Origin of the sequence: Citrobacter sp. NCU1 (assembly GCF_010231475.1) — a bacterium.
Classification (GTDB): Bacteria; Pseudomonadota; Gammaproteobacteria; order Enterobacterales; family Enterobacteriaceae; genus Citrobacter_D.
In genome coordinates this window covers 54,916-75,921 of sequence record NZ_NRDO01000007.1, presented here as the reverse complement: position 1 = coordinate 75,921, position 21,006 = coordinate 54,916, and the positions used below count along the sequence as shown (strand labels likewise).

Genomic DNA, 21,006 nt, shown 5'->3' with positions numbered 1-21,006 from the left:
CTCGACCTGTTGCCATTTGGTCAACTGAGTGCGCAAGAGCGTGAAAACCTTCAGGAGTGGCAACCATCAGAACTGAAAGCGCATCCATGCAAAGTAGACATTCCCGTTGTTGTAAGTCCCGGGGATGTATGTCATCTGAAACGTTGCGGGTCCATAGCCAATGGAAGCCAGCGGCAATAAAACGGGAACAGGGATATACTTCCAGTTATCGCGCGCAGTGGCGCCTGCCGTAAAACCTAAACCCAGATGGAAATTCTCATCCACCAGCGGTCGCCAGGTTTTTTCCCAACCATAGCCTCCAATCGGCTCCCATTTATTGTAAGAATCCTTAAAGGCCATAATATAAAGACCATGCCAGTTGCCTTTATCATCCCAGCGGGATTGACCAAACCCCGCGCCCCACGGACGTTCATTGTAACGATCCGTTTTCTCTTTATCGTAGGCAAATCGCGCGTGCCAGGTAATCGCAGGGACATAAAGATCATAATGTTCAGGTTGTTGCCAGGTTTGAGCAACATTATTCTTCAGCGTATCAAACCACCCTTTATCCTCGGCAAAGGCCTGAGGCAGGAGCGCCAGTTGAGCAAACAGAAATGAATAAATAAGAAAATATTTTTTAGCAACAATCACAACATAATTACCATTCTTGGGTTCGATGGTGATCTTAGCAACGCCTACTCAAATGAAACCTTAACAAAAATGGAACTGAGAAAAATCGCAACGTTCTGGCTCTCTATTGTTTTTGACTGCATTTCCTCGCAGGAATAACGCTCACACGTCACCTTTATTATTGTATGGAAATAGAATTAGCCTTATTTAAATCAAACCATTACATGCAAATTAACAATATCGCATCAAAATCACACCAAATTAAAAACAACTGTAATTTTGTCTAAAAAAAAGGCTGCCCGCATTGAATCCGTCTTTTTATTGATTTCAATCAGCAAGAGAACACCGTTTATTCGGCACATTTTTACACTATTTTGAAGTTCTTTACTTCGTTTTCACTTTCTGGGCGACCATGCGACAGGGGAAATAATGTTGACATTTATTGAACTCCTTATCGGAGTTATGGTTATTGTGGGTGTAGCGCGCTACATCATTAAAGGCTACTCAGCCATCGGTGTATTATTTGTTGGTGGGTTGGTACTGCTGATTATTAGTGCGATTATGGGGCACAAAGTTTTACCCGCCAGTGAAACTGGTACAGGCTATACCGCTACAGATATCGTTGAATACATTAAAATTCTGCTGATGAGTCGCGGCGGTGATCTCGGCATGATGATCATGATGCTGTGCGGTTTCGCCGCCTATATGACACATATTGGCGCCAACGATATGGTCGTCAAATTAGCATCTAAGCCCCTGAAGTATATCAACTCACCCTATTTACTGATGATTGCCGCATATTTTGTCGCCTGCCTGATGTCACTGGCTGTGTCCTCCGCTACGGGACTTGGCGTACTGCTGATGGCGACCCTCTTCCCGGTGATGGTCAACGTTGGTATCAGCCGTGGGGCGGCTGCCGCTATTTGTGCATCCCCGGCTGCGATTATCCTCTCACCGACTTCTGGCGATGTCGTATTGGCTGCAAAAGCCGCAGAAATGCCGTTAATCGATTTTGCATTTAAAACGACGCTGCCTATCTCAATCGCCGCCATTATCGGCATGGCGATCGCCCACTTTTTCTGGCAGCGTTATCTGGATAAAAAAGAGAATATTTCACATGAAATGCTCGATGTGAATGAAATCACCACCAGCGCCCCCTCTTTTTACGCGATACTGCCCTTTACCCCGATCATTGGCGTTCTGATATTTGATGGCAAATGGGGCCCGCAACTGCATATTATTACCATTCTGGTTGGCTGCATGTTATTAGCGGCTTTGCTGGAGTTTGTTCGTGGTTTCAATACGCAAAAAGTATTTTCCGGGCTGGAAGTGGCATATCGGGGGATGGCAGACGCCTTTGCAGGTGTGGTCATGCTGTTAGTGGCGGCAGGTGTTTTCGCTCAGGGTCTGAGTACCATCGGTTTTATTCAGAGCCTGATCTCTATCGCCACCTCTTTCGGCTCAGCAAGCATTATTCTAATGCTGGTCCTCGTGATTTTGACCATGCTCGCGGCCATGACGACAGGTTCCGGTAATGCGCCTTTCTATGCCTTCGTGGAGATGATCCCGAAACTGGCGCACTCCTCCGGTATTAACCCGGCTTATCTGTCGATTCCCATGCTACAGGCGTCAAATCTGGGACGTACTATTTCCCCGGTATCCGGCGTGGTTGTTGCGGTTGCCGGTATGGCGAAAATATCGCCCTTTGAAGTGGTGAAGCGGACATCGGTCCCGGTGATGGTGGGGCTGTTGATCGTCATTGTCGCCACGGAAATCATGGTGCCCGCCGCATCTGCGATTGTCGGCGGCTAACGTATAAATACCGGATAGCGATGCTCATTACACCGCTATCCGGCTAGCCGAATCAACCGCCGTGGTAGATTCGTTGCGGCCTGCCAATCTTACCGTGAACAATCTCTGCAACAATCAAATGACGACCTGCGCAGTATTCCAGATAACGCCGGGAGGTCGTCCGACTAATGGTCAGCGCCTGCGCCACGGTTTCTGCGGTATGCTGAACCGTCGAATCGCTGAACAGCTTGAGTACCGCATTCAGCGTTAATGCATCGATACCCGTAGGTAGATCACCTTTCGGTTCTCCCCGGGCATAGGCATTAAACATTTCGTCTATTTGCCTCTGACTGGCGCTGTCGTTACCCGCCAGCATGCGTCTGCGTTGCTGATACCGCGTCAACGTTTGACCGAGTCGCTCATAGGCAATCGGTTTGATCAGATAATCAAACGCCCCGCTGCGTACAGCCTCAGACACCGTATCCATATCACTGGCCGCCGTGGTAAAGACAACGCCGCCAGGATAACGTGACTGCATCAATTCATGGAGTAACGTAATGCCCTTTCCATCTGGCAAATAGTTATCCAGCAAGATTAACCCTGGCTTAAAACGCTCAATCATCATCCTGGCCTGCGCCAGGTTCCCCGCAAGCCAGATCTGGTTAAAACCCGGAATATGGCGAATATATTCCGCATGCATTTCCGCCAGCAGCGTTTCATCCTCAACGATCAGTATGCTTAATGGTTCCGTCATTGTTTTTTTTCACTTTCGGAAGAAATAGAGAAAACAAGGTGCCGCAAGGATCATTATCTTCCAGCGTAATGATCCCCCCACAGCGCCCCACATAACTTGCAATCAAATACAGTCCAATGCCATGTTCGCCAGGCTCGTCAGTTCGCGTGCTGACCCCCTGTTCGAATATTTTTTCGCGCAATGCCTCAGGAACGCCGCAGCCCTGATCGGCCACTTCGATGATGACTTCATCCCCTTCATCACTCAAAAAGAGCTCAACGACATTATTTCCTTGTGGAGTTCGCAAACTGGCTTCAAAGGCATTATCGAGCAGATTCCCGACGATCGCCGCAAACTCGGTGCTATCAAGCCCTTCCGGAAGCTGGTGTAACTGGCTACCGGGTACAATTGTCATCTGGAGACCTAACTCCCGCGCACGCTGCACTTTGCCAAACAGTAAACCGGCGACCTGACGATCGGCAAACGCACTGCGCAAACTGTCGATAAGCTGTTGCTGCGCCTGCGATTCCCCCTGCACCATCTCCCGGACGCGATCATACTCTTTCATTTGCAGCAAACCATTGAGCGTAGACATCCAGTTTAGATGTTCATGGCGCAGAGTTCTGAGGCTCTCGACATATTGTTTAATTTGGGTCAGTTGCGCGTTAAGGGTAGCAATCTCATCTTTACTGCGAAAGCTGATGATCGCCCCAAGCAGTTCATCACCAGAGCGAATAGCCTCGCGGTTTGCAATAACACTGAGCCCATTAAAATTGGCCATCACATCCTGGCGTTTCTCCGCGATCTCCTGAATGAAGAAATCCGCAGGTTTCACAACGTCTTCAATTGGTTTTCCAAGCCACTGCCTCCCAGGAGAAGCCAAACCCAGCATTTTCCGGGCGCTGCGGTTAATGGCGGTGATAAACCCATCAGGGTCAACGGCAATCAGTCCTTCATAGACTGAACTAAACAACGCCTCCTGCTGGCGTACCACGCGCGCGATTTGCTTTGGTTCCATCCCCAACATCTGGCGGCGAATATGGGAAGCAAAAAGCCACGAAAGTAACATCAATAGCAGCAATAACAGGACAAATACGCCCGCCATAGGTAATAAAAAGTCCAGTCGCCAGCTGTCGATTTTGCTGACCAGATAACCAATTGACACAACACCGATCACCTGACCGCTATCATTGAATATCGGTGTCTTGGCGCGCATCGCCATCCCGATAGATCCCTTCCCCATAATGAAATAGCTTTCACCTTTTTCAAGTGCGCCGGGTTTGGTGAACTGCATCGGTTGACCAATTTTTTCCGGGTTCGGGTGGTAGAGGCGAATCGAATTGCGGTCGCCGATCACGACATAGTCAAAATCGGTGTCGCTCTGTAGCTTATCCGCAATACTGGCTAATCGTGAGTAATCACGATGTTCGACGGCAGAGATAATGCTGTCATTCGAGGCAATGATCTTCGCCTGATTCATCGCCATATCCCTGACATGGGTAACCAGATAATCCTCGAAACTTGCAGAAAAATACCGGGCCAGGGCCGCGATGATAAAAACAGAAACGACCAGAATGAGGAGAAAAATTCGTAACGGGAACGCAAGGCGCTGAAAAAAAAAGAAACCGCTTTTTATTTTTATGAGCTGGCATTATTGTTCCTTACGTATATCAACCGCTACACTTAACGCATATATGTAATAAAAATGTTTTCTTCTGAAAGAAGAGAATAATCTAAGATCGTTACAGATTCCCCACCTTAAATCAATTAAACAAATTAAAACCACGCCTTAAATGACAGTTAAGTTAATTAAACAACTTAAAACCATAAAACACATAAAAACCATCTAACTCTTTGTGAAATAAATCAAAATTTACCCCTTCAATACTCCTTACGATGTATATGTCAGGGCGAAAGTGGACTCAGTGATAATAAAAAACGCCAACCCTCTTGACGTGAACAAAATGTTACTAATTAGCAGCATTACACAACAAACGCAGAAATCCAGCAACAACATATATCTTCAGGACTCTTTTCACTATGTTTGGAAATAATGTATTCACGCAAGTAAAACGCTCTGAAAATATAAAAATGGCGGCGATCGCGAAATTTCTGAAAGAGAATGATCTCAGCGTGGATACCACCGTTGAAATATTCATTACTGTGATGCGTGATGATCGTCTGATCGCCTGCGGTGGTATTGCTGGAAATATCATAAAATGCGTGGCCATCAGCGAGTCAGTTCGGGGTGAAGGCTTAGCATTAACTCTGGCGACTGAGCTTATCAATCTCGCCTACGAAAGACATTGCACACATCTCTTCATCTATACAAAAACCGAATACGAAGCGCTGTTTAAGCAGTGTGGTTTCTCTACGCTAACCTGCGTACCTGGCGTGATGGTGCTGATGGAAAACAGCACAACACGGTTAAAACGCTACGCGGAATCACTGACAAAACAGCGGCGAGATGGCAAAAAAATTGGCTGTATTGTGATGAATGCCAATCCGTTCACAAACGGCCACCGGTATCTGATCCAACAAGCGGCAGCACAATGCGACTGGTTGCACGTGTTCTTAGTCAAAGAAGATACATCCCGTTTCCCGTACGAAGACCGATTTGATTTAGTGCTCAGAGGGACTGTGGATATCCCGCGATTGACTGTCCATCGTGGTTCCGAATACATCATCTCTCGCGCCACCTTTCCGTGCTATTTCATCAAAGAGCAGAGTGTTATCAACCACTGCTACACCGAAATCGACCTGAAGATTTTCCGTCAGTACCTGGCCCCCGCACTGGGCGTCACACACCGTTTCGTGGGTACTGAACCGTTTTGTACCGTCACCTCCCAGTACAACCACGATATGCGTTTCTGGCTGGAGACGCCCACGCTTCCCGCCCCACCGATTGAGCTGGTGGAAATCGAGCGGCTGTGTTTTCAGGAGATGCCTATTTCCGCCTCCTGGGTACGCAAACTGCTCGTTAAAAAAGATCTCACGGCTATCGCGCCGCTGGTGCCTGAAGCCACTCTGCACTATTTGCAGAACATGCTTGAGCGCAGCCCATCCAGCGCGACAGTCCGCCAAAAGACCCCCGCATTAGAAACAGGTGAAAAATGAAAATAAACCAGGCAGCCGTCGCCGGCACACTTGAGTCTGGAGATGTGATGATACGCATCGCTCCGCTCGACACGCAGGAAATCGACCTGCAAATAAACAGCAGCGTTGAAAAACAGTTTGGCGATGCTATCCGCACGACCATTCTGGAAGTGCTCTCACGCTACGATGTGCGCGGCGTACAACTGAATGTTGATGATAAAGGCGCGCTGGACTGCATTTTACGCGCCCGACTCGAAGCACTGCTGGCGCGCGCCAGCGGTATCCCGGCACTGCCCTGGGAGGATCGTCAATGATTTCCGCCTCCTTACAACAACGTAAATCCCGCACCCGTCGCAGCATGCTATTCGTGCCTGGCGCCAATGCCGCCATGATCAGCAATTCGTTTATCTATCCGGCAGATGCGCTGATGTTCGATTTGGAAGACTCTGTCGCACTGCGTGAAAAAGATACCGCTCGTCGTCTGGTGTACCACGCCCTGCAACATCCGCTTTATCGCGATATTGAAACCATTGTGCGCGTGAATGCCCTCGATTCTGAATGGGGTATCAACGACCTGGAAGCCGTTGTCCGTGGTGGTGCCGATGTTGTGCGTTTACCCAAAACCGATACCGCCCAGGATGTTATCGATATTGAAAAAGAGATCCTGCGTATTGAGAAAACCTGTGGTCGCGAAGCTGGCAGCACTGGCCTGCTGGCCGCAGTGGAATCACCGTTGGGTATCACCCGCGCGGTCGAAATTGCGCATGCTTCTGAGCGTTTGATCGGCATTGCGCTGGGTGCGGAAGACTACGTACGTAATCTGCGGACCGAACGTTCGCCAGAAGGTACCGAGCTTCTGTTTGCCCGATGCTCCATTTTGCAGGCGGCGCGTTCCGCCGGTATTCAGGCGTTTGACACGGTCTATTCCGATGCCAACAACGAAGCGGGTTTCCTGCATGAAGCTTCGCATATCAAGCAGTTGGGCTTTGATGGCAAGTCGCTCATTAACCCACGCCAGATTGAACTGCTGCACAACCTGTATGCCCCAACTCAGAAAGAAGTGACCCACGCCCGTCTGGTGGTGGAGGCCGCTGAAGCCGCTGCCCGTGAAGGCCGTGGCGTCGTTTCTCTGAACGGCAAGATGGTAGACAGCCCGGTCATTGAACGTGCTCGTCTGGTGCTTTCCCGCGCAGAACTTTCCGGCATCCGCGAAGAATAAGGCAATAAAAATGACGCAGAAAATCGAACAACTTCAACGACAAGAACGGGTAACGACCTGGAGTCGCCGCACTGAAAGTGAACTGTCCAGCTACCAGAGCAGCTCAAAACAGAACTTGCAGGCGCAAAAACCACGCAACAAAAAACTGTGTGCCGATCTCGAAGAGGCCATTCGCCGCTCCGGTTTGCAGGACGGTATGACCCTCTCTTTCCACCACGCTTTTCGTGGCGGCGACCTGACGATCAATCTGGTGATGGGCACTATCGCCAGAATGGGCTTTAAAAATCTGACGCTGGCCTCCAGTTCGCTGAGCGACTGCCACGCGCCGCTGGTCGATCATATCCGTAAGGGAGTGGTTAGCCGTATCTATACCTCTGGTCTACGCGGACCATTGGCGGAAGAAATTTCTCGCGGATTGCTGGAAGAACCCGTGCAAATCCACTCACACGGTGGCCGTGTACACCTCGTACAAAGCGGTGAATTGAATATTGATGTGGCATTCCTCGGGGTTCCCTCCTGCGATCCTTTCGGCAATGCCAATGGTTATACCGGGAAAGCCTGTTGCGGTTCTTTGGGCTATGCGAAAGTCGATGCCGAAAACGCGAAACAGGTCGTGCTGCTGACGGAAGCGTTACTGCCCTATCCGCATAACCCGGCCAGCATTGCTCAGGATCAGGTCGATCTCATCGTGCAGATCGACCAGGTGGGCGATGCCGATAAAATCGGCGCCGACGCGACCCGTATGACCACCAACCCGCGCGAACTGCTGATTGCCCGCAGCGCGGCTGAGGTGATCGCCAACTCGGGTTACTTCAAAGAAGGATTCTCCCTGCAAACCGGAACTGGCGGCGCGTCTCTTGCCGTCACCCGTTTCCTGGAGGACAAAATGCGCAGCCGCGATATTCGCGCCGATTTCGCCCTGGGGGGGATCACCGCCACTATCGTTGACCTGCATGAGAAAGGGCTGATCCGCAAGCTGCTGGATGTACAAAGCTTTGACCGAAATGCCGCCGAATCACTGGCCCGCAACCCAAATCACATCGAAATCAGCGCCAACCAGTACGCCAACTGGGGTTCTAAAGGCGCATCGGTTGATCGTCTGGATGTCGTGGTACTGAGTGCGCTGGAGGTAGACACCCACTTCAACGTCAACGTGCTGACCGGCTCTGACGGCGTCTTACGTGGCGCATCCGGCGGTCACTGCGATACTGCCGTTGCCGCCGCGCTGTCTATCATCGTCGCTCCGCTGGTACGCGGTCGTATCCCGACGCTGGTAGACAATGTGACCACCTGTGTAACGCCAGGTTCCAGCGTTGACATTCTGGTGACAGACCACGGTATCGCCGTCAACCCGGCGCGTCCGGAACTGGCCGAACGCCTGAAAGAAGCGGGAATGAAAGTGGTGTCGATCGAATGGCTGCGCGAGCGCGCGCAACTGCTCACCGGCCAACCTCGCCCGATTGAATACACCGACCGCGTGATTGCCGTGGTGCGTTACCGCGACGGTTCGGTCATTGATGTCGTTCATCAGGTGAAGGAATAAACCATGCACCTGCTCCCTGCTCATGCCACCCATCATGCGGTTTCTATTCCCGAGCTGCTCGCCAGCCGTGATGAGAGACAAGCAAAACAACACGCCTGGCTCACGCGCCACGCAACGCCATTGATCTCCTTTACCGTGGTGGCACCTGGGCCGATTAAAGACAGCGACGTCACTCGCGGCATCTTTAATCACGGCGTGAATGCTCTGCACGAAATGGTGCAGAAATCTGGCTGGGTTATCAGGGAGCAGTCCATTGTGGTTTCCGCCAGCGGGCCGGAAGCGCTGTTTGCGCTTGAAGGTCCGGCCCGCGACATCAAGCTTGCCACGATAGAACTTGAACATCAGTACCCGCTGGGGCGTTTGTGGGACATCGATGTGTTGACCCCAGAAGGTGAAATATTGTCCCGTCGCGATTTTGCGCTTGCGCCTCGCCGCTGTCTGCTGTGCGAGCAAAGCGCCGTTGAATGCGCGCGGGGTAAAACCCATGCGCTTTCCGATCTTCTCATTCAGATGGAGGCGTTGCTGCATGATGCCCAATAACGCAACGTCGACCACTGCCCTGCCCGCCTCTTTACTGGAGAACTGGGCGACGCTGGGATGGCGCGCCATGATGACCGAGGTAAATTTATCGCCCAAACCCGGTCTGGTAGATCGCCTCAACTGTGGTGCGCACAAAGATATGGCACTGGAAGATTTCCACCGTAGCGCACTGGCGATCCAGGCCTGGCTCCCACGTTTTATCGAATATGGCGCTTACAGCGCGATGATGCCGCCAGAAGACGTCCTGAAAGGTTTGCGTCCGATTGGAATGGCTTGCGAAGCGGACATGTTCCGCGCAACCGCTGGGGTAAACACGCACAAAGGCAGCATTTTTTCACTGGGATTGCTGTTTGCCGCCGTGGGTCGTCTCCATCAGCAAGAATCCCCGGTAACGCCTGAGACGCTCTGTCAAACCGCCGCTGCATTTTGCGCGGGCATGACACAACGCGAACTGCGCCAGAACAATCAACAACTCACAGCAGGTCAGCGTCTCTATCAACAACTGGGATTAACCGGTGCGCGAGGTGAAGCGGAAGCAGGCTACCCGCTGGTGATTCATCATGCACTGCCGCACTACCGTGCTCTGCTGGCTCAGGGGCGAGATCCTGAACTGGCGTTACTCGATACCTTACTGCTGCTAATGGCGATGAATGGGGATACCAACGTCGCGTCTCGCGGTGGGAAGCAGGGGCTGCGCTGGTTACAACAGCAAGCAACACGTCTGCTGCAAAACGGGGGAATACGCACCCCCGCCGATCTTCATTCACTACGGCAGTTCGACCAGCAGTGTATTGAACGCAACCTCAGTCCCGGAGGCTGCGCCGATCTACTGATTGTCACCTGGTTTTTAGCTCAAATTTCGCAAGTTAACCATTAACACAATTACATAAAAGATCCTTTCCGGAGAATCACTCATGTCTTTATCTAAAGATAATATATGGAAGTTGTTGGCCCCATTGATAGTGATGGGCGTCATGTTTCTTATCCCTGTCCCTGATGGAATGCCCCCTCAAGCCTGGCACTATTTCGCCGTTTTTGTGGCGATGATTGTCGGGATGATTCTGGAGCCGATTCCGGCGACAGCCATCAGTTTTATTGCCGTGACCATTTGCGTGATTGGCAGCAACTACCTGCTGTTTGATGCTAAAGAACTGGCGGACCCCAGTTTTGATGCCGGTAAACAGGCGTTGAAATGGGGGCTAGCCGGTTTCTCCAGTACCACGGTATGGCTGGTATTTGGTGCCTTTATCTTCGCGCTGGGTTACGAAGTGACTGGTCTGGGACGTCGAATCGCGCTGTTCCTGGTGAAATTCATGGGTAAGCGTACCCTGACGCTGGGCTATGCCATTGTGATCATTGACATCATGCTGGCACCGTTTACGCCCTCTAACACGGCGAGAACCGGGGGAACGGTATTCCCGGTAATCAAAAACCTGCCGCCGCTGTTTAAATCATTCCCTAACGATCCTTCCGCTCGTCGTATCGGTGGGTATCTGATGTGGATGATGGTGATCAGTACCAGCCTCAGCTCTTCCATGTTCGTCACCGGCGCTGCGCCAAACGTACTGGGTCTGGAATTCGTCAGCAAAATTGCGGGTATTCAAATTAGCTGGCTGCAATGGTTCCTGAGCTTCCTGCCGGTCGGTATCATTTTGCTGATCGTTGCGCCGTGGCTCTCATACGTGCTCTACAAACCGGAAGTCACCCACAGTGCGGAAGTCGCCACCTGGGCCGGTGAAGAGCTGAAAACCATGGGCAGCCTGACCCGCAAAGAAATCACACTGATCGGTTTGGTACTGCTTAGCTTAGGTCTGTGGGTCTTTGGCGGTGAAATGATCGACGCGACCGCCGTTGGTCTGCTGGCCGTCTCCCTGATGCTGGCTCTGCACGTGGTGCCGTGGAAAGACATTACCCGTTATAACAGCGCATGGAACACGCTGGTCAACCTTGCAACGCTGGTCGTGATGGCGAATGGTCTGACCCGCTCTGGCTTTATCGACTGGTTCGCTTCCACCATGAGTTCTCACCTGGAAGGTTTCTCGCCTAACGCAACGGTGATTGTTCTGGTGCTGGTGTTCTATTTTGCGCACTACCTTTTCGCCAGTCTCTCCGCACATACCGCAACCATGCTGCCGGTTATTCTGGCGGTCGGTAAAGGTATCCCAGGCGTGCCGATGGAACACCTGTGTATTCTGCTGGTTCTGTCCATCGGTATCATGGGCTGTCTGACGCCTTACGCAACAGGCCCTGGCGTCATCATTTACGGCTGTGGCTATGTGAAATCCAAAGACTACTGGCGTCTGGGCGCTATTTTTGGTGTCATCTATATCGCGATGCTGCTGCTGGTAGGGTGGCCGATTCTGGCGCTGTGGAGCTAACCCTCTTCCCAATCGCCGTCTGAAAATGATGCCAGTCAGATAAACCTGACTGGCATTTTTTATGGTTAAATAGAAGATATACAGTATTTCTATATATCAGAATTAATCATGAAACCAATATGGCGTTACAGTCCTCTACTGGCCGCATTTCTGCTCCCGGTATCCACGGTGAAAGCCGACGAACTTCAGGCGAAACAGTACGGTGATTTCGACCGCTATGTGTTAGCGCTCTCCTGGCAAACCGGTTTTTGCCAAAGCCAGCATGAACGCCAGCGTCCGGAACCTGACGAATGTCGCCTGCAAAAAGAAACCCAGGACAAAGCCGATTATCTGACTGTACATGGACTGTGGCCCGGTCTGCCTAAATCCATCGCCGTCAGAGGCGTGGATGAACGCCGATGGATGCGATACGGCTGCGCGACCCGCCCAATTCCAAACCTGCCGGAAGCCCGTGCCAGCCGTAAATGTGACGCCCCGGAAACAGGGCTATCGCTGGAAAGCGCCGCGAAGTTGAGCGCGGTAATGCCCGGAGCGGGAGGACACTCCTGCCTTGAACGCTACGAATACGCCAAACACGGCGCCTGTTTTGGTTTTGAACCGAATGCTTATTTCAACACCATGGTGCGCCTGAACAACGAGGTTAAGCACAGCGCGCTGGGCGATTTTCTCAGACGCCATTATGGCAAAACCGTCAGCCGCGCTGACGTTGACGCCGCCGTGGCGGCAAGCTGGGGCAAAGAGAGCGTCAAAGCAGTGAAGTTGAGCTGCCACGGTAATCCCGCTTACCTGACGGAAATGCAGTTTTCGTTACATGCAAACGCCATCAACAAGCCGCTGGCAGCCGCCTCTTTTGCACCGCAACCGCATCCCGGTAACTGTGGCAAACGGTTGATACTGGATACCGTCGGATACTAAAACCATGAAACCGGTGCATAAGCCGCACCGGTTTAACGCCAATTGCGCTTCGCTCATCTCCCTGTTGCGTTAAGAGGATCAGCGCAGAACAATCCGTCAGCAATTATGACTGGATAAACGTCAGCAGATCCTGATTAATCTGCTGTTTATGGGTGGTACAAATACCATGCGATCCCCCTTCGTAGATTTTCAATTGCGCGTCAGGCAACATCGCCGCTGCCGCTTTCCCGCATGTTTCAAACGGGACGATTTGATCATCATCGCCATGAATCACCAGCGTTGGAATCGTCATTCTTTTGAGATCTTCCCGCAGGTCAGTCTCTGAAAACGCCTTAATACAGTCGTACAGGGCCTTTATTGACCCTTGTAAACCCTGCTCGACAAAACTCTCACGCACCGCTTTTGACTCTTTTTCTCCGGCCCGGTTGTAGCCATAAAACGCGGCGGTAAGTTCATAGAAAAATGCGGCACGATCGTTGACGACACCCTGGCGGATCCCATCGAACACCTCTTTCGGTACGCCGTTGGGGTTAAACTCTGTCCTGACCATGATGGGCGTCACTGCGCTTATCAGTACGGCTTTCGCGACCCGCTGTGTCCCATGCCGACCAATATAGCGTGCGACCTCGCCACCGCCTGTCGAATGCCCAACATGCACCGCATCTTTTAAATTCAGATATGACGTCAACTCGGCCAGGTCATCGGCATATTGATCCATATGATGACCGTCCCAGGGTTGCGCCGACCGGCCATGTCCCCGACGATCGTGAGCTATCACACGAAACCCTTTCGATCCCAGAAAAAGCATCTGATCTTCGAACGCATCTGCCGTCAACGGCCAGCCGTGGCTAAAGACGATGGGCTGTCCGCTGCCCCAATCTTTAAAGTACAGATAACTGCCATCTTTTAACGTGAGTTTGTCGTACAGGCTCATGAGATCTCCTTCAAGGGAACGCTGAGTGTGTGGACCCGCCTGCGGCGAGCGCTAAAAAAGCATAATGCAAATTTGAGAACGATCCCGTTTTTCGGCTAAAATTCACTCAATGGTATCAGTGTTATCAATGTTAAGGATTTGCCCGAATGTGAACTAAATCACTTCAAAGAAGGGGTAAGTCTCAGTATCATCAGGAAAGCTAAACCCTCGCCGCCAGACGGTGAGGGTTTTCTTTTGGGATCATTTACCTGCGCTATTCGCAGTATCGACGACATGGAGTAATAAATGTCCAGACCAACTATTATCATCAACGACCTCGACGCCGAACGCATCGACCGCCTGTTGGAGCAACCTGCGTTTGCCGGTTTACCGATTGCTGATGCGTTAAACGCAGAGCTCGATCGCGCCCAGATGTGTTCACCAGAAGAGATGCCGCATAACGTCGTCACCATGAACAGCCGAGTGAAATTCCGTAACCTTACCGACGGCGAGACGCGCGTTCGCACCCTGGTTTATCCGGCGAACATGACAGACAGCAGCACCCAATTGTCAGTGATGGCTCCGGTTGGCGCTGCCCTGTTAGGTTTGCGCGTTGGCGATACGATTCACTGGGAGCTGCCAGGTGGAACCTCCACCCACCTTGAAGTGCTGGAGCTTGAATACCAGCCTGAAGCTGCGGGTGATTACCTGCGCTAACGCTGTCTTATCGAAGCCAACCACTTAATCTTACAGAGGATGCATTCGCATCCTCTTTCCGTTTAAATATCAACCAAATTTATCATTCCTGCTTTTTTTACGACCAACTAACCTGATTGGGGTATCTGTCGGCGGAAAAACGTATGGCTGAGGTTCTCGGTATCACGGTAGTGTATATCCTGATAGCAGCGGTTCTCGTTGCCGCTGTGCTATTTCTCGAACAACACTGGTAATCACTTATTATCAGTATTGTCTCCTCGCTGATCCTTTAAAAACGTAAATCTGTGCCGTGACTGACAGAATCATATTCATTAGTATGATGTTATATGTTCATGCGATAACAAGGAGAGACTGCTTATGTACAAAACAATCATTATGCCGGTTGATGTTTTCGAAATGGAACTGAGCGACAAGGCCGTACGCCACGCTGAATTTCTGGCGCAGCAGGATGGCGTCATTCATCTGTTGCATGTCCTGCCAGGTTCCGCCAGTTTGAGTTTGCATCGGTTTGCCGCCGATGTTCGCCGTTTTGAGGAGCATCTGCAGCACGAAGCGGAAACCCGCCTGCAAACGATGGTCGGTCATTTCAGCCTTGATCCTTCGCGGATTAAGCCACATGTTCGTTTTGGCAGCGTGCGAGACGCGGTCAACGAGTTAGCCGAAGAACTGCAGGCGGATGTGGTGGTCATTGGGTCGCGAAATCCATCAATCAGCACACATCTGCTTGGTTCTAATGCATCAAGCGTTGTCCGACATGCCAACCTGCCCGTGTTAGTTGTGCGTTAATTCGCCCCGGTCTGATACTGAAAAGCCCTGCCAGGAGAAAGTCCGGCAGGGCTTTTTGTTGTTACTGAGGGCAATAAAAAAACCGCCTGGAATTTCACAGGCGGTTTGAGCTTGCAGGTGACAGTCTTACTGTCTTTTTTTATGCGGTTTTTGTGCGAATCAGATAATCAAATGAACTCAGGGAGGCTTTGGCACCTTCACCTGTCGCTATGATTATCTGCTTGTACGGTACAGTGGTGCAGTCACCGGCGGCGAATACGCCCTTCACGCTGGTTTCACATTTCGCATCAATGATGATTTCACCCATGCGGTTACGTTCAATAGCACCTTCCAGCCAGTTGGTGTTTGGCAACAGACCAATCTGAACAAAGATCCCCGCCAGTGCAATGTTGTGAACATCGCCACTGACACGGTCGCGGTACTCCAGTCCAGTGACTTTGCTACCATCGCCTTTCACTTCAGTGGTCTGCGCGTTCAGGATGATATCGACGTTTTTCAGGCTGCGTACTTTATCCTGCAGTACCTGATCGGCTTTCATCTCAGGCGCAAATTCCAGCAACGTCACGTGCTCCACAATACCGGCCAAATCGATAGCCGCTTCGACACCGGAGTTACCACCGCCAATGACGGCAACACGTTTACCTTTAAACAGCGGACCGTCGCAGTGCGGGCAGTAAGTGACGCCTTTGGTACGATATTGATCTTCGCCCGGCACATTCATATTGCGCCATTTGGCCCCCGTCGCAATGATAATGCTTCGGGCTTTCAGCACCGCCCCGGATGCCGTTTGAATCTGGTGCAGGCCGCCTTCTTGCGTGGCTGGAACCAGTTTGCTGGCACTTTGGCTATCAATCACATCTACGTTGTAATCATCGACGTGCGCTTTTAATGCTCCCGCCAACTTTTGACCTTCGGTTTTCGGCACCGAGATGTAGTTTTCGATATCCACGGTGTCGAGTACCTGACCGCCAAAACGTTCGCCCATCAACCCCGTGCGAATGCCTTTACGTGCAGAGTAAACAGCCGCCGCCGCGCCCGCCGGGCCAGAACCGACAATCAGCACATCATACGCATCACGCTTGTTCAACTCTTCGGCTGCGCGTTTTTCTGCGCCTGTATCCACTTTCGCGACGATTTCCGTCAGGGTCATACGCCCCTGACCGAACTCTTTCCCGTTAACATAAACCGCCGGAACGCCCATCACATTACGTTCGGTGATTTCGTTCTGGAATGTCCCACCGTCGATTGCCGTATGTTTAATACGTGGGTTCAGCACCGCCATCAGGTTCAACGCCTGCACCACATCCGGGCAGTTGTGACAGGAGAGCGAGTAATAGGTTTCAAACTCAAAATCACCGTCGATTTCGCGGATCTGCTCAAGCAGCGATTGCGCTTCTTTCGACGGATGGCCGCCGGTCCACAACAGCGCCAGAACCAGAGAGGTAAATTCATGCCCCAACGGAGAGCCAGCAAAACGTGGTCCCTGGGTTGAACCCGGGTTGGCGATCAGGAAAGACGGCTTGCGTACGGCTAAGCTGTTATCTTCTTTAAAGGTGACTTTATCTGACAGTTCAGCAATTTCAGTCAGCAGTTCCTTGATTTCTGCCGATTTGGCGCTGTCATCCAGCGTGGCAATCAGCTCAACAGGTTTCGTCAGTTTCTCAAGGTAAGCCTTGAGCTGGGTTTTCATGTTAGCGTCGAGCATCGTTAATCTCCTGCTTTAAAAACATCATCATGCAAGCTGCCTCATTCGGCTGCCTGTATGCGGCTTGCATCATAGTGTTGGAATGAAATGGGCGCTGATGCGCCCATTAATTGCCGGGTGGCACTTCGTTTACCCAGCCTACGATGTTGTAGGCTCGATTTGTAGGCCGGATAAGCGTGGCGCCATCCGGCGTCGAAGCGCCTTAAAGGCTTAGATCTTACCAACCAGGTCTAAAGAAGGTGCTAAGGTCGCTTCGCCTTCTTTCCATTTCGCCGGGCAAACTTCACCTGGGTGAGAAGCAACATACTGCGCCGCTTTAATTTTACGCAGCAGGTCAGACGCGTCGCGGCCAATGCCTTCAGCGGTAACTTCGATAGCCTGAATGATACCCTGCGGGTCAACAACGAAGGTTGCGCGGTCAGCCAGACCTTCATCTTCACGCATGTTGTCGAAGTTACGGGTCAGGGCGCCAGTCGGGTCGCCGATCATCGCATATTTGATTTTTGCGATGGTTTCAGAGCTGCTGTGCCATGCTTTGTGAGTGAAGTGGGTGTCGGTAGACACAGAGTAAACGTCTACGCCCAGTTTCTGCAGTTCATCGTAATGGTCAGCAACGTCGCCCAGTTCGGTCGGGCATACGAAAGTGAAGTCAGCCGGGTAGAAGAAGAAGACGCTCCAGCGGCCTTCGGTATCTTTTTCGGTAACTTCGATGAATTCACCGTTTTTGAACGCCTGGTTTTTGAAAGGTTTAATTTTAGTGTTAATCAAGGACATCTCTACTTTCTCCGTGTTTTCGTTGAGTTGTAAGTTAACGAAATTTTTCCAGGTCGGCTAATGCGTTTGCGTTATCAAATCAATAAGCGTTATCTAACAACCGACTCAAGACAACTTTGTGAACCCTAAGCCGCCACCGGCGACAAAAAGTAAAAAGGCCCCCTTTTCAGGCGGCCCCATTACCTGAACTACCCGTAGGTAACTTCAGTGCCAGTGAAACTGGCTATGTGTTGCGCTCTACATTACCTTAACAAAGGATGTAACAGCGAAGGGGATTACAACACCCCACTGAAGAAAGGGCAATCATCCGGCTTAAGGTCTTCTCTATGGCTGTGATAGGTTTGATCATCAACCTTTCTTTCGCACTGATTTTTAAGGAAAAATAATGCTAAAACGAACACTATTACTGACGTTTCTCCCTCTCATCGCTCAGGCGGAAGAACTGCCAGCGCCGGTCAAAGCCATCGAAAAACAAGGTATTACAATTCTGAAATCCTTTGACGCACCGGGTGGGATGAAAGGTTATCTGGGAAAATATCAGGATATGGGCGTCACCATTTATCTCACCCCGGACGGCAAACAGGCGATCTCCGGGTACATGTATGATGAAAAAGGTGAGAACCTCAGCAATGCATTGATAGAAAAAGAGATCTATGCGCCAGCCGGACGAGAAATGTGGCAGCGCATGGAAAAATCATCCTGGCTGTTAGACGGTAAAAAGGATGCGCCCATCATACTTTATGTTTTTGCTGATCCTTTCTGCCCTTACTGCAAGCAATTCTGGCAACAGGCCCGCCCCTGGGTAGAATCTGGCAAAGTCCAATTACGAACCCTGCTGGTTGGCGTGATAAAACCTGAAAGCCCGGCAACCGCCGCAGCGATTCTGGCCGCAAAAGATCCCGCAAAAACCTGGCACGACTATGAAGCCTCGAAGGGCAAACTCAAGCTGGAAATCCCGACATCTGTTCCTCCTGAGGCGACGCGTATTCTGAACATCAATCAAAAAATCATGGACGATCTGGGTGCTAACGTCACCCCCGCTATCTACTATATGAACAAAGAAAATACATTACAGCAGGTTGTCGGATTACCAGAAAAAGCGCAACTGGATGCCATGATGAATAGCCGTTAACCTAAATATAAAGGGTGACTGTTCTCATTTCAGTCACCCGACTGAATAAATCATTTTCCTCACCGCCCTTTGTTAAACAATAAATAGTTCTCATAATATATATTACGAGTCAATCGAGAGTAATAAACTAAAAACATTACCTCCATTAATTTAATGGCAATTAATTCATGTTTTTTATTCATATCCGTGATGTATTCATAAATGTAATACTTTTAACTGTTGCATATTTAAATATTTGGCTTATCTTATAATAAAACATTTCGAGTAAAATCAATTTACTATTAAGAGACACCGCCAAAATGTCCATCTATAAATATCCGCTTGATCAAAATGTCCTGGAGGCAGCGCAAGAACGCATTAAGTGGACGCTTGAAACGCTCCCCCGTGTCTGTGTTTCATTCTCTGGTGGTAAAGATTCTGGTCTCATGCTGCACCTGACCGCAACCCTTGCCCGTCAATTACAGAAAAAAATATGCGTATTATTCATTGACTGGGAAGCACAATTCTCTTGTACCATTGAGTATGTCCAGGCGCTGAAAAATGATTATTCCGATGTTATCGACGATTTTTATTGGGTTGCTCTGCCGTTAACGACACAAAATTCATTATCTCAATACCAACCTGAATGGCAATGCTGGGCCCCTAATACAGATTGGGTGCGCCAACCGCCAGCGGATGCTATTACCGATCCTGGCTATTTTCCTTTTTATCAGCCAAATATAACCTTTGAGCAATTTGTCCGTTTTTTTGCGGACTGGTTTTCTAACCGGCGGCCTGCCGCTATGTTGATCGGTATCCGGGCCGACGAGTCCTACAATCGGTTTGGCGCCATCGCCTCCTCACAGAAGCAGCGTTTTGCTGATGACAAACCCTGGACAACGTCCGCGCCGGGCGGACACACCTGGTACATTTATCCAATATATGACTGGAAAACCGCAGACATCTGGACCTGGTTTGCGAAAACGAACAAACGTTGCAATCCGTTGTATAACCTGATGTACCAGGCAGGCGTACCTACCCGCTACATGCGGATCTGCGAACCCTTCGGGCCGGAACAGCGCCAGGGGTTGTGGCTGTACCATGTCCTCGAACCCGAACGCTGGGCTGCCATGTGCGCGCGCGTGAGCGGTGTGAAAAGCGGCGGTATCTATGCCGGTCACGACAACCATTTTTATGGTCATCGAAAACTCTTAAAGCCCGACCATCTGAGCTGGAAAGAGTACGCTTTACTGCTGCTTAACAGCATGCCGGAACAGACCGCTGAGCATTACTGCAATAAAATCGCCGTCTATTTACAGTGGTATAAAAAGAGAGGTCTGGACGATATTCCCCAAACGCAGGAGAGCGATATTGGTACAAAAGACATCCCGTCATGGCGACGTATCTGCAAAGTGTTGCTGAATAATGATTACTGGTGTCGGGCGCTCTCTTTCAGTCCGACAAAACCGAAAAGTTACCAGCGTTATAACGAACGCATGAAAGAAAAACGTCAGAAATGGGGAATATTATGCAACAACAATTAACTCAGGAATTAACCCTCTTTCTCTCGGCACTGCCGGAAGAGGAACGGATCCGCGCTATTAATGAGTTCAGAATGGCCATCCACCGCGTCAGCCCTTTTAGGCATGAACCTGTCGACTGTGTATTGTGGATTAAAAATGAACAAATTACCCCTAACGATTACAACCCGAATAATGTGGCGCCGCCGGAGAAAAAACTGTTACTAAAATCGATTGAGGCAGACGGATTCACACAACCGATTGTCGTGGCGCAGTCCAGTTCCGAGAAATACGACATTATAGATGGTTTCCATCGGCATGAATTAGGGAAAGGAAAAGCGGCGCTCAGGGCGCGACTGAAAGGCTATCTGCCCGTCACATGCCTGGAACGCACTCGCCATGAACGCATTGCGTCCACGATTCGCCACAACCGCGCGCGGGGCCGACACCAGATCCACGCCATGTCCGAGATCGTTCGTGAACTCTCACAACTGGGCTGGGACGAGCAAAAAATCGGTAAAGAGTTAGGGATGGATGATGATGAAGTGTTGCGTCTGAAACAAATCAACGGCCTGCAGGAGTTGTTTGCAGGTCGCCAATTTTCGAAAGCCTGGACGGTGAAATGACGACAATGGTGACCCGCGTTCAGCCGCTGA

The 21,006-nt window shown here is 50.7% G+C and carries 20 protein-coding genes and 1 pseudogene; 15 read left to right on the top strand and 6 right to left on the bottom strand.

Features of this window, described 5'->3' with window-relative positions; genetic code table 11:
* Nucleotides 1-66 precede the first annotated feature (66 nt).
* Complete coding sequence (pagP, locus tag CJP72_RS03930; protein ID WP_162379595.1) at nucleotides 67-630, bottom strand: lipid IV(A) palmitoyltransferase PagP; 564 nt, start codon at nucleotides 628-630, stop codon at nucleotides 67-69.
* A gap of 408 nt (nucleotides 631-1,038) precedes the next feature.
* Between pagP and dcuC the strand changes: the two genes are divergently transcribed.
* Nucleotides 1,039-2,421, top strand: coding sequence for an anaerobic C4-dicarboxylate transporter DcuC (dcuC, locus tag CJP72_RS03925; protein ID WP_162379594.1), 1,383 nt, complete (start codon nucleotides 1,039-1,041; stop codon nucleotides 2,419-2,421).
* Between the two features lie 52 nt (nucleotides 2,422-2,473).
* Here dcuC and dpiA read toward each other — a convergent pair whose 3' ends face one another.
* Nucleotides 2,474-3,154 (bottom strand): two-component response regulator DpiA, encoded by a 681-nt coding sequence (gene dpiA, locus CJP72_RS03920; protein WP_162379593.1) that lies wholly within the window; start codon nucleotides 3,152-3,154, stop codon nucleotides 2,474-2,476.
* A pseudogene (gene dpiB, locus CJP72_RS03915) lies at nucleotides 3,123-4,785 on the bottom strand (sensor histidine kinase DpiB). The gene dpiA and the pseudogene dpiB overlap by 32 nt, the downstream one beginning before the upstream one ends.
* 388 nt (nucleotides 4,786-5,173) lie before the next feature.
* Between dpiB and citC the strand changes: the two are divergent.
* The 8 genes from citC to rna all read left to right on the top strand — a co-directional run bounded on the left by citC (nucleotide 5,174) and on the right by rna (nucleotide 12,824).
* Nucleotides 5,174-6,250: a [citrate (pro-3S)-lyase] ligase gene (gene citC / locus CJP72_RS03910; RefSeq protein ID WP_162379592.1), complete on the top strand. Its 1,077-nt coding sequence runs from the start codon at nucleotides 5,174-5,176 to the stop codon at nucleotides 6,248-6,250.
* Nucleotides 6,247-6,543, top strand: a complete 297-nt coding sequence (gene citD, locus CJP72_RS03905; RefSeq protein ID WP_162379591.1) for a citrate lyase acyl carrier protein — start codon at nucleotides 6,247-6,249, stop codon at nucleotides 6,541-6,543. Before citC ends, citD begins: the two co-directional genes overlap by 4 nt.
* Nucleotides 6,540-7,448 (top strand): citrate (pro-3S)-lyase subunit beta, encoded by a 909-nt coding sequence (citE, locus tag CJP72_RS03900; RefSeq protein ID WP_162379590.1) that lies wholly within the window; start codon nucleotides 6,540-6,542, stop codon nucleotides 7,446-7,448. Before citD ends, citE begins: the two co-directional genes overlap by 4 nt.
* A gap of 10 nt (nucleotides 7,449-7,458) precedes the next feature.
* Nucleotides 7,459-8,991 (top strand): citrate lyase subunit alpha, encoded by a 1,533-nt coding sequence (gene citF, locus CJP72_RS03895; RefSeq protein ID WP_162379589.1) that lies wholly within the window; start codon nucleotides 7,459-7,461, stop codon nucleotides 8,989-8,991.
* A gap of 3 nt (nucleotides 8,992-8,994) precedes the next feature.
* Nucleotides 8,995-9,531 (top strand): citrate lyase holo-[acyl-carrier protein] synthase, encoded by a 537-nt coding sequence (citX, locus tag CJP72_RS03890; RefSeq protein ID WP_162379588.1) that lies wholly within the window; start codon nucleotides 8,995-8,997, stop codon nucleotides 9,529-9,531.
* Entirely contained in the window at nucleotides 9,518-10,408 is an 891-nt protein-coding gene (gene citG / locus CJP72_RS03885; RefSeq protein ID WP_162379587.1) for a triphosphoribosyl-dephospho-CoA synthase CitG, read from the top strand. Before citX ends, citG begins: the two co-directional genes overlap by 14 nt.
* Nucleotides 10,409-10,445: 37 nt before the next feature.
* Complete coding sequence (gene citT, locus CJP72_RS03880; protein WP_162379586.1) at nucleotides 10,446-11,909, top strand: citrate/succinate antiporter CitT; 1,464 nt, start codon at nucleotides 10,446-10,448, stop codon at nucleotides 11,907-11,909.
* Nucleotides 11,910-12,017: 108 nt separating this feature from the next.
* Entirely contained in the window at nucleotides 12,018-12,824 is an 807-nt protein-coding gene (rna, locus tag CJP72_RS03875) for a ribonuclease I (protein WP_162379585.1), read from the top strand.
* Between the two features lie 103 nt (nucleotides 12,825-12,927).
* On the opposite strand, the gene CJP72_RS03870 is transcribed toward rna, so the two are convergent.
* The gene (locus tag CJP72_RS03870; RefSeq protein WP_162379584.1) at nucleotides 12,928-13,758 is read right to left on the bottom strand and encodes an alpha/beta fold hydrolase; all 831 of its coding nucleotides are present in this window, start codon (nucleotides 13,756-13,758) and stop codon (nucleotides 12,928-12,930) included.
* 285 nt (nucleotides 13,759-14,043) lie between these two features.
* Here CJP72_RS03870 and rnk point away from each other — a divergent pair, with 285 nt between their 5' ends.
* From rnk to uspG, 3 genes are all read left to right on the top strand, one after another.
* On the top strand, nucleotides 14,044-14,454 hold the full coding sequence (gene rnk, locus CJP72_RS03865; RefSeq protein WP_162379583.1) for a nucleoside diphosphate kinase regulator: 411 nt from the start codon (nucleotides 14,044-14,046) through the stop codon (nucleotides 14,452-14,454).
* 143 nt (nucleotides 14,455-14,597) lie between these two features.
* A complete protein-coding gene (yldA, locus tag CJP72_RS25985) occupies nucleotides 14,598-14,687 on the top strand; it encodes a small membrane protein YldA (protein ID WP_274597005.1) in 90 nt (29 codons plus the stop codon).
* 124 nt (nucleotides 14,688-14,811) lie between these two features.
* The gene (gene uspG, locus CJP72_RS03860) at nucleotides 14,812-15,240 is read left to right on the top strand and encodes a universal stress protein UspG (protein WP_162379582.1); all 429 of its coding nucleotides are present in this window, start codon (nucleotides 14,812-14,814) and stop codon (nucleotides 15,238-15,240) included.
* Nucleotides 15,241-15,379: 139 nt separating this feature from the next.
* On the opposite strand, the gene ahpF is transcribed toward uspG, so the two are convergent.
* Nucleotides 15,380-16,945 carry an alkyl hydroperoxide reductase subunit F gene (ahpF, locus tag CJP72_RS03855; RefSeq protein ID WP_162379581.1) on the bottom strand — a complete coding sequence of 522 codons (1,566 nt, stop codon included), beginning with the start codon at nucleotides 16,943-16,945 and terminating at the stop codon, nucleotides 15,380-15,382.
* A gap of 210 nt (nucleotides 16,946-17,155) precedes the next feature.
* On the bottom strand, nucleotides 17,156-17,719 hold the full coding sequence (gene ahpC / locus CJP72_RS03850; protein WP_162379580.1) for an alkyl hydroperoxide reductase subunit C: 564 nt from the start codon (nucleotides 17,717-17,719) through the stop codon (nucleotides 17,156-17,158).
* Nucleotides 17,720-18,104: 385 nt separating this feature from the next.
* On the opposite strand from ahpC, the gene dsbG reads away from it, so the two are divergent.
* From dsbG to CJP72_RS03835, 3 genes are all read left to right on the top strand, one after another.
* Entirely contained in the window at nucleotides 18,105-18,851 is a 747-nt protein-coding gene (gene dsbG / locus CJP72_RS03845) for a thiol:disulfide interchange protein DsbG (protein ID WP_162379579.1), read from the top strand.
* Between the two features lie 299 nt (nucleotides 18,852-19,150).
* Nucleotides 19,151-20,374, top strand: a complete 1,224-nt coding sequence (locus tag CJP72_RS03840; RefSeq protein WP_162379578.1) for a phosphoadenosine phosphosulfate reductase — start codon at nucleotides 19,151-19,153, stop codon at nucleotides 20,372-20,374.
* Entirely contained in the window at nucleotides 20,359-20,976 is a 618-nt protein-coding gene (locus tag CJP72_RS03835) for an IbrB-like domain-containing protein (RefSeq protein ID WP_162379577.1), read from the top strand. Before CJP72_RS03840 ends, CJP72_RS03835 begins: the two co-directional genes overlap by 16 nt.
* The last annotated feature ends 30 nt before the right edge of the window (nucleotides 20,977-21,006 follow it).

Bases quoted from the DNA above. Each gene is read 5' to 3' on its own strand.
- citX (WP_162379588.1), top strand. From the start codon at position 8,995: ATGCACCTGCTCCCTGCTCATGCCACCCATCATGCGGTTTCTATTCCC.
- CJP72_RS03835 (WP_162379577.1), top strand. From the start codon at position 20,359: ATGCAACAACAATTAACTCAGGAATTAACCCTCTTTCTCTCGGCACTG.
- citD (WP_162379591.1), top strand. From the start codon at position 6,247: ATGAAAATAAACCAGGCAGCCGTCGCCGGCACACTTGAGTCTGGAGAT.
- rna (WP_162379585.1), top strand. From the start codon at position 12,018: ATGAAACCAATATGGCGTTACAGTCCTCTACTGGCCGCATTTCTGCTC.
- citF (WP_162379589.1), top strand. From the start codon at position 7,459: ATGACGCAGAAAATCGAACAACTTCAACGACAAGAACGGGTAACGACC.
- dsbG (WP_162379579.1), top strand. From the start codon at position 18,105: ATGCTAAAACGAACACTATTACTGACGTTTCTCCCTCTCATCGCTCAG.
- uspG (WP_162379582.1), top strand. From the start codon at position 14,812: ATGTACAAAACAATCATTATGCCGGTTGATGTTTTCGAAATGGAACTG.
- citT (WP_162379586.1), top strand. From the start codon at position 10,446: ATGTCTTTATCTAAAGATAATATATGGAAGTTGTTGGCCCCATTGATA.
- citE (WP_162379590.1), top strand. From the start codon at position 6,540: ATGATTTCCGCCTCCTTACAACAACGTAAATCCCGCACCCGTCGCAGC.
- citG (WP_162379587.1), top strand. From the start codon at position 9,518: ATGATGCCCAATAACGCAACGTCGACCACTGCCCTGCCCGCCTCTTTA.
- ahpC (WP_162379580.1), bottom strand. From the start codon at position 17,719: ATGTCCTTGATTAACACTAAAATTAAACCTTTCAAAAACCAGGCGTTC.
- rnk (WP_162379583.1), top strand. From the start codon at position 14,044: ATGTCCAGACCAACTATTATCATCAACGACCTCGACGCCGAACGCATC.
- CJP72_RS03870 (WP_162379584.1), bottom strand. From the start codon at position 13,758: ATGAGCCTGTACGACAAACTCACGTTAAAAGATGGCAGTTATCTGTAC.
- dpiA (WP_162379593.1), bottom strand. From the start codon at position 3,154: ATGACGGAACCATTAAGCATACTGATCGTTGAGGATGAAACGCTGCTG.
- CJP72_RS03840 (WP_162379578.1), top strand. From the start codon at position 19,151: ATGTCCATCTATAAATATCCGCTTGATCAAAATGTCCTGGAGGCAGCG.
- ahpF (WP_162379581.1), bottom strand. From the start codon at position 16,945: ATGCTCGACGCTAACATGAAAACCCAGCTCAAGGCTTACCTTGAGAAA.
- yldA (WP_274597005.1), top strand. From the start codon at position 14,598: ATGGCTGAGGTTCTCGGTATCACGGTAGTGTATATCCTGATAGCAGCG.
- citC (WP_162379592.1), top strand. From the start codon at position 5,174: ATGTTTGGAAATAATGTATTCACGCAAGTAAAACGCTCTGAAAATATA.
- dcuC (WP_162379594.1), top strand. From the start codon at position 1,039: ATGTTGACATTTATTGAACTCCTTATCGGAGTTATGGTTATTGTGGGT.